Annotated in this window: 6 protein-coding genes; 3 read left to right on the top strand and 3 right to left on the bottom strand. The window is 75.0% G+C overall.

Translation table 11 applies throughout. From position 1 onward, the window contains the following. From DMH12_RS36340 to DMH12_RS36350, 3 genes are all read right to left on the bottom strand, one after another. Positions 1-1,127: nickel transporter (locus DMH12_RS36340; protein ID WP_125495567.1), on the bottom strand; the 1,127-nt coding region annotated here is incomplete at its 3' end. After that, the gene (locus DMH12_RS36345; protein ID WP_125495568.1) at positions 1,124-2,614 is read right to left on the bottom strand and encodes a lipopolysaccharide assembly protein LapB; all 1,491 of its coding nucleotides are present in this window, start codon (positions 2,612-2,614) and stop codon (positions 1,124-1,126) included. The genes DMH12_RS36340 and DMH12_RS36345, both read right to left, overlap by 4 nt. Before the next feature lie 90 nt (positions 2,615-2,704). Further along, positions 2,705-4,237, bottom strand: a complete 1,533-nt coding sequence (locus DMH12_RS36350; RefSeq protein ID WP_125495569.1) for a DUF4331 domain-containing protein — start codon at positions 4,235-4,237, stop codon at positions 2,705-2,707. A gap of 215 nt (positions 4,238-4,452) precedes the next feature. On the opposite strand from DMH12_RS36350, the gene DMH12_RS36355 reads away from it, so the two are divergent. The 3 genes from DMH12_RS36355 to DMH12_RS36365 all read left to right on the top strand — a co-directional run bounded on the left by DMH12_RS36355 (position 4,453) and on the right by DMH12_RS36365 (position 6,189). Beyond that, positions 4,453-4,995, top strand: a complete 543-nt coding sequence (locus DMH12_RS36355; protein ID WP_125495570.1) for a sigma-70 family RNA polymerase sigma factor — start codon at positions 4,453-4,455, stop codon at positions 4,993-4,995. Continuing rightward, on the top strand, positions 4,992-5,804 hold the full coding sequence (locus tag DMH12_RS36360; protein WP_125495571.1) for an anti-sigma factor domain-containing protein: 813 nt from the start codon (positions 4,992-4,994) through the stop codon (positions 5,802-5,804). The genes DMH12_RS36355 and DMH12_RS36360 overlap by 4 nt, the downstream gene beginning before the upstream one ends. A gap of 115 nt (positions 5,805-5,919) precedes the next feature. Continuing rightward, positions 5,920-6,189: a hypothetical protein gene (locus DMH12_RS36365; protein WP_064727101.1), complete on the top strand. Its 270-nt coding sequence runs from the start codon at positions 5,920-5,922 to the stop codon at positions 6,187-6,189. Positions 6,190-6,349: the final 160 nt, after the last annotated feature.

Raw genomic sequence — 6,349 nt, forward strand, 5'->3', positions numbered from 1 at the left:
GTGTGGGTGTGGGGGCCGTGTTCGTGGGGGTGGTCGTGACCGTGTCCGTGGTCGTGGTCGTGATGGTGACCGTGCGCGTGCGTACGGCCGTGCCCACGGTTGCGCAGTGCGCGGCGTACGAGGCTCGCGCCCGCCAGCGTGACCAGGGCGCCGCCGGCGACACCGAGCCACGCGACGACCGACGGCGTGGCCGCGGAACCCGCGGTGACCAGGACGCCGAGGGCGACCACGCCCAGGGTGTGGGTGACCGTCACCGAGGCCGCCATCGGCAGGACGTCCTTCAGCCGCGCCCCGCCGCCCCGGGCGGCCGCCGTCGCCGCCATCAGGGTCTTGCCGTGGCCCGGTGCGAGCGCGTGCCCCGCGCCGAGGGCGACCGCGACGACCAGGGCGAGGGCGGCGAATCCGAGGGTGAGGTGCCGGCGGGCGACCAGGGAGTCCAGCGCGCGGGTCCAGCGGTCCGCGCCGCGGGGCAGGACGGAGGCGGCGGGGGCGTCCTGCCGGTCCCGGTCCAGTGCGGGACCGCCGGGCCGGACCCGCAGCGACGCGCTCGCCGTGTCGGCCGGGGACGACAGTGACTCCTGCGGATAGCGGGTCAGTTCACGTGAGGCCGACTCCTCCGGTACGTCCGACGCGGTGAGCGTCGTGCGGTCGCCGCGCGCGGTGATCTCCCGCCAGCCGGGGCCCGCCGAGGCGCCGGACGCACGGAAGCCGACGCGCACCGGAGCGGAGTCGGGCAACGGTGCCGTGAACCGGCACTCCAGCCGCAGGGTGTCGAGCCCGGCCTGCCCCGGCCGCACACGCACGCCGCTGTGCCGGACGGTGAGGGCGACGCCGCGGCCGTCCACGGTGAGGCGGCTGTCGAGCGCCGCCCGCTCGCAGCGCCGCCGGGCCCACTCGGCCGGACCGAGCCGCTCGACGTCGGGGCCCGCCTGGGTCGCCGGGATCTCCGCGAGGTCCTCGACGTGGTCGACGCCCAGTCGACCGGGGGCGGCGATCAGACCGTCGTAGCGGTTGACGGTGAAGTTGCCGAGCGGATGCGCGCTCGCGCCCGCCGGGGCGAGGAGGACCAGGGCGCACGCGGCGGTGAGGGCGGCGGCGCCGCGCGCGAGGAGACCGCGGGGCGTCAACGGGCCCCCTCCAGTTCCTTCAGTGCCCTGCGCGCCTCGCGGGCGCCGAGCGGCGAGAAGCCCGGATCGAGGCCGAGCGCCGCCGAGAGATGGCGGCGCGCGTCCCCGTGCCGTCCCACCGCGCGTTCGATCACGCCCAAGTGGTAGAGGAACGAGGCGTCCCGGTAGCCCGTGGCGACGGCCCGGCGGGCGTACGGCAGTGCCTCCCGGTCGAGGCCGTTGACGTGCAGCGCCCAGGCGACGGCGTCCGCCGTGTGCACGGTGCGGCGGCGGTCCCACTCGGCGCGGGCCGCGCGCAGGGCGGCCTTCCGGTCGCCGTGGTCGGCGGCGGCGAGGGCGGTGTCCAGGTCGGCTTCGACACCGCCTGCCCGGGCGAGCGCCGTCCACGCGTCGACGAGGGCGTACTGCTCGCGCGCCCTCGCCGGCTGGCCGCGCACCTCGTACAGCTCGCCGAGCGCGACGAGCGGACCGGGCAGCGGTGCGCGGGCGACCACGCGCTCCAGGTCCCCGGCCGCACCGTCCCGGTCGCCGCTCGCGGCCCTGGCCCTGGCCCGGCCCTCCAGGGCGGGCAGGTACGCGTCGTCGGCGGCGAGGGCGCGGGCGTAGTGGCGCAGGGCGGCCGGCTGGTCGCCCTGCCTGCGGGCGAGGTGGCCCAACTGCGTGGCGACGTAGGCCACGTCGGCGGGGGAGGAGGCGACGGCGAGCGCCCGCTCCAGCACCTTCCGCGCGGTGTCCGTCTCGCCGCGCAGCTCGCGGACGTACGCGTACCGGGTGAAGACGGGGACGCCGGGGCGCCGGGTGTCGGCGGTGTCGGCGGCCCGGGCCGCGTCGTCGTAGCGGCCCAGTTCGACGAGGGCGTCGACACGGGAGCACAGGGCCCGCTCGTCGTAGGGGTTCGCCGCCAGCGCGCGGTCGGCGTACGCCAGCGCCGTGGCGAAGTCGTGCCGGGCGGCGGCGAGAGCGGCGCGCCCCGACAGCGCCCGGTCGTTGCCCGGCCTCAGCTCCAGGGACCGCTTCAGCGCCCGCTCGGCCCGCGGGTAGCGGGAGGGATCTCCGTCGGTGCGGGCCAGCTCGACGTGGGCCAGCCCGAGGGCCGCCCAGCCCTCGAAGTCGCGGGGCTGGGCCCGGAGCCGGGCCTCCAGCGCGGGAATCCCCACGTCGGGCCCGGCGTCGCGCACCGCTCCCGGCCGGCCCGCGGGTGCGCCGCCCGGCACGGCGCCGGCACCCTCGCGGGCGCCGCCGACCGCGACGGCCCCCGCACTGAGCGCCACGGCCAGCAGGACCGCGCACCCGGTGACCTGGAGCCCCCGCCAGCTGCGCGCCGCCGCCGCGAACCGCCGCACGGCGACGACCCGCGCCGTGTCCGCGGCACCGGGCGGTGCGTCACCGGGGCCGCGAGCCGTGTCGGCGTCGGGCGGGCGTGGGGTGGTGGCGGCCGGGCCGGGCGGCTCGCTCCGTGCCTCGTTGTCGTTGCCGTGCGAGGACATGCCTCTCCTCAGGTCGGGCGGTCTGCGTGAAGGTGCGAGCAGCGGTGGGTCGGGCGGTCTGCGTGAAGGGTGCGAGCAGTCGTGCGCCGGTCAGTACGCCCGGCCGCGCATGCGGCGCCACCACGCCACCGCGCCGCCGATCAGCAGGATGCCGACGGCACCGGCCCCCGCCGAGGCGGCGATGAGGGTCGTGTCGCCGGAGCCGGCCGGGCGCAGCGCGTCACCGAGCTGGTTGCGCACGTCGTGGCCGCCGCCCGTGCCGTCGGCGAGCGGACCGCGCGAACCCTCCGTCGGGTTCGCCACGTACGGGAAGGCGGCCCCGAACTCCTTGTCGTTGGCGTCGACCGCGTCGCCCAGGTCGTTCGCGGCGCCCACCAGCTCGCCCTCGACGACCTGGAGCGCGGCGTCGATCACGTCGTCGGTCAGCCGGCGTCCGTTGGGGAAGCCCGCGTTGTCGCCGTCCAGGACACCGAGGCGCTTGGGGTCGGCGGCCGGTTCGACCGAGGTGTTGAGGCGCAGCTGCTCCGAGGGCGTGACGTGGGGCGGCTGGTTGAGGTCCGGCACGCCCTTGAGGAACACGTCCACGAGGTCGTCGCGGGGCTCGGCCGGTGCCTTGATGTCGTAGATCGCCTCGATGAGCTTCGGCAGTTCGGGGTTGGTGACGTTCTGGAGGAACTGCGCGTCGTCCGCGGGCGTGGACGCGTTGAAGGTGTCCTTGTCCTTCAGCGGGTTGACCACCTCGTTCACCAGGGGGTTCCCGAGCCGGGACACCTGCGTGAACTCGCCCTGGGCGTTCTCGCGCCGGGTCGTCGACCAGATGCCGACCACCGGCTGCTCCGCCGACTCCACGATCATGTCGGTCGGGACCTGGAGGGCGATCGAGTTGACGTTGTAGCCCTGGAGGGTGTCGTTGCCGACCTCCGACAGGTTCCCGCCGTACAGCAGGTCGAAGACCCGCAGGTCCAGGAAGAACGGGTCGTCGGCCTGACCGGCGAACGTCTTCGTCCCGTCGTCCAGTTCGTGGACGGCCTGGTCGCGCAGGGCGCCGTAGTCCGGCATGGACGCCTTGCCGACGTTCGACGGCGCCACCGGCACGTCGTGCGCGATCGCCGTCCGGGACGACTCCTTCCCGCCGTGCAGTTCGATCAGCTCGATGTCGTAGGTCTGCGTGATGTTGAGGTCCGGGTCGTCGAGGCTGGTGACGGTGCCCGTGTTGTAGAGGAACGACTTGTCGTTCTTCGTGTGCGTGGTGAACGTGTACCGGAACAGCAGGTCGCCGAGCGCGTCGCCGTCGTTGTCGACGTGCAGGTCGTACTGGGCGTCCTCGGCGAAGGTGAAGAAGTTCGGTCCGCCGGCCGGTTCCTCGAACGGGATCCAGTTCGCGACGAGCGTCGTGGTGTCCGGCCGGTCCGGGCTCACGAAGGCGTACAGATCCGTGTTGTCGTACTGAGGGGTCCCCGATGTCAACGGGGCCTCCCGGTGGCTGGAGGCGGACGCCGCCCGCGGTTCCAGCGCGGTCACGCCGGCCGCGGTGAGCCCTCCGGCGGCCAGCGCGCCGCAGACCAGCGTGGCCAAGCGCCGGCGGCCCGTGCCGATTCCTGAGATACCGGAGAAAGGTGTCATGCGGTCCGTCCTCTGTGCCCGTGTGCCGAGTTACCTGACGCACCGGCATTCGGAGCACCCCCGGGGCCGGATTGGTGCGGGCCCCCATCCGATTCCGTCCCCGGCCGACTGGCGATTTCGGGCCGCGGATCCGTAACCCCTGCGAAGGGCGTGCCGCCGCGTGCGCCCTCGCTGACGCGGACGGGCCGGGAGCGGCCCGCGGAGAGGGGGGCGGGGTGGAGGCGGACGAGCTGCTGACGCTCGTGGCGGACGGCGACCAGAAGGCCTTCGAGGAGCTGTACGGGCTGGTCTCGGGCCCGGTCTTCGGACTCGTGCGGCGGGTGGTGCGCGACCCCGCGCAGTCGGAGGAGGTGGCGCAGGAGGTGCTGCTCGAACTCTGGCGGTCCGCGGCGCGGTTCGACCCGCGGCGCGGCAGCGCCCTGTCGTGGATCCTCACCGTGGCCCACCGCCGCGCGGTCGACCGGGTGCGCAGCGCCCGCGCGGCCGGCGAACGTGATCGGCGCGAGGCCCGGCGCGCCCACCACCCCGCCTTCGACCAGGTCTCCGAGGAGGTCGAGGCGGGTCTCGAACGCGAGTGGGTGCGCCGCTGCCTGGACCGGCTGACCGCCCTGCAACGCCAGTCGGTCACCCTCGCCTACTACGACGGTTACACCTACCGGGAGGTGGCCGAACGCCTCTCCCTGCCGCTGGGCACGGTGAAGACGCGGATGCGGGACGGACTGGGCCGCCTGCGCGACTGCCTCGGAGGGACCGCATGAGCTTCCTGGGCCGGCTGTTCCGCCGCGGCGACCTGCACTCCCTGGCCGCCCCCTACGCCCTGGACGCCCTGGAGGGCGCCGAACAGGTCCGCTTCGAAGCGCACTTGGAGCGCTGCGACTCCTGCGCCGCCGAGGTGCGGGCCCTGTCCGAGGACGCCGTCCGGCTGGCCTGGTCCACGGCCGCACCGGCACCGGCCGCCCTGCGCGAACGGGTCCTGGCCGCCGTACGCACCACCCCGCAGGAGCCCGCGGCCGGACGCGGCCCCGCGCTCCGGCTGCCCGCCCATGTGTGGGAGGGCGGCCGGACGCCGGAACGGTCCCGCGCGCACCGGCCGCGTCCCCTGCTGGTGCCGTTCGCCACGGTGACGGCCGCCGCGGCGCTCGTGGTCGCCTCGCTCTTCGCCGTGCAGGCCGACCGGACCCGGGACGAGTTGGACACGGCGCGGGACCGGGCACGTGAGATCGCCCACGTTCTCGCGGCTCCGGACGCCCGCGCGACGAGCGACACGGACGACCGCGGCCGCGGCATCGGAGTGGTCGCCTCCGCCGCCGAGGGGCGCGCGGTGGTCACCCTGAGCGGGTACGGCGAGCCGTCGGGCGACCGCGTGCACCAACTGTGGCTCATGCGCCCCGGCGCCGGGCCGCGCTCCCTCGGGCTTCTGGACGGCGACACGCCCCTGATCGCGTCCGGTCTGAACCGGTCCGCGACGTCACTCGCGGTGACCGTCGAGCCCGGAGGGGGATCGGTCCGGCCGACGAGCAGCCCCGTTGTCCAACTCACCCTGGAATCTGTCGGATTCGGAGAGTAATCGTCAACCCCCTTACGGGGAAGGTGAATCCTGTGACCGCGATACACGCAGCCGGTACCGGGGCGATAGGGTTACCCTGCCCGGGCCGGGTGGACTCGTACGGGTGGGGAGTGACATGGAACAGATAACGGTGCGCAGCAGGGCAAGGGTGCCTGCGATCACCTGCAAGAGCAGCGCGAGCAGCTCGCGTCTCGACCGGCATCTCGCGGTGCTCGGAGGGCCTGCCCTCCCGCAGCGGGAGACCGTGGAGGCGACGTCGCTGATGCGTGAGCTGACCGCGCGTGAGCCCGCGCACAAGCGCAGCAGCAGGGGCGCCAGGGTGCGCCGGGTCTCGCTGTTCGCGCCGCTGCGCCGACTGCGCCGCTCGCTGTTCGGCGGCAACTGAGGCCCGCGCTCCGGAGGTCACACCGCCCCGGCGCGGCGCCGCGCACTCGTCCGTCATCCCCACGGCACGCAGCGGCGCCCCGGTGTGTTCCCGAGCGCGGGTGTTTCCCGTACGCCTGATCAGTAGACCCGTAGACCCGTCAGGTCCCCGGCCCCCGGCC

The organism is Streptomyces sp. WAC 04229 (genome assembly GCF_003947455.1).
Classification (GTDB): Bacteria; Actinomycetota; Actinomycetes; order Streptomycetales; family Streptomycetaceae; genus Streptomyces.

Coding starts and splice junctions, on each gene's coding strand:
- DMH12_RS36345 (WP_125495568.1), bottom strand. CDS start 2,614: ATGTCCTCGCACGGCAACGACAACGAGGCACGGAGCGAGCCGCCCGGC.
- DMH12_RS36360 (WP_125495571.1), top strand. CDS start 4,992: ATGAGCTTCCTGGGCCGGCTGTTCCGCCGCGGCGACCTGCACTCCCTG.
- DMH12_RS36350 (WP_125495569.1), bottom strand. CDS start 4,237: ATGACACCTTTCTCCGGTATCTCAGGAATCGGCACGGGCCGCCGGCGC.
- DMH12_RS36365 (WP_064727101.1), top strand. CDS start 5,920: ATGGAACAGATAACGGTGCGCAGCAGGGCAAGGGTGCCTGCGATCACC.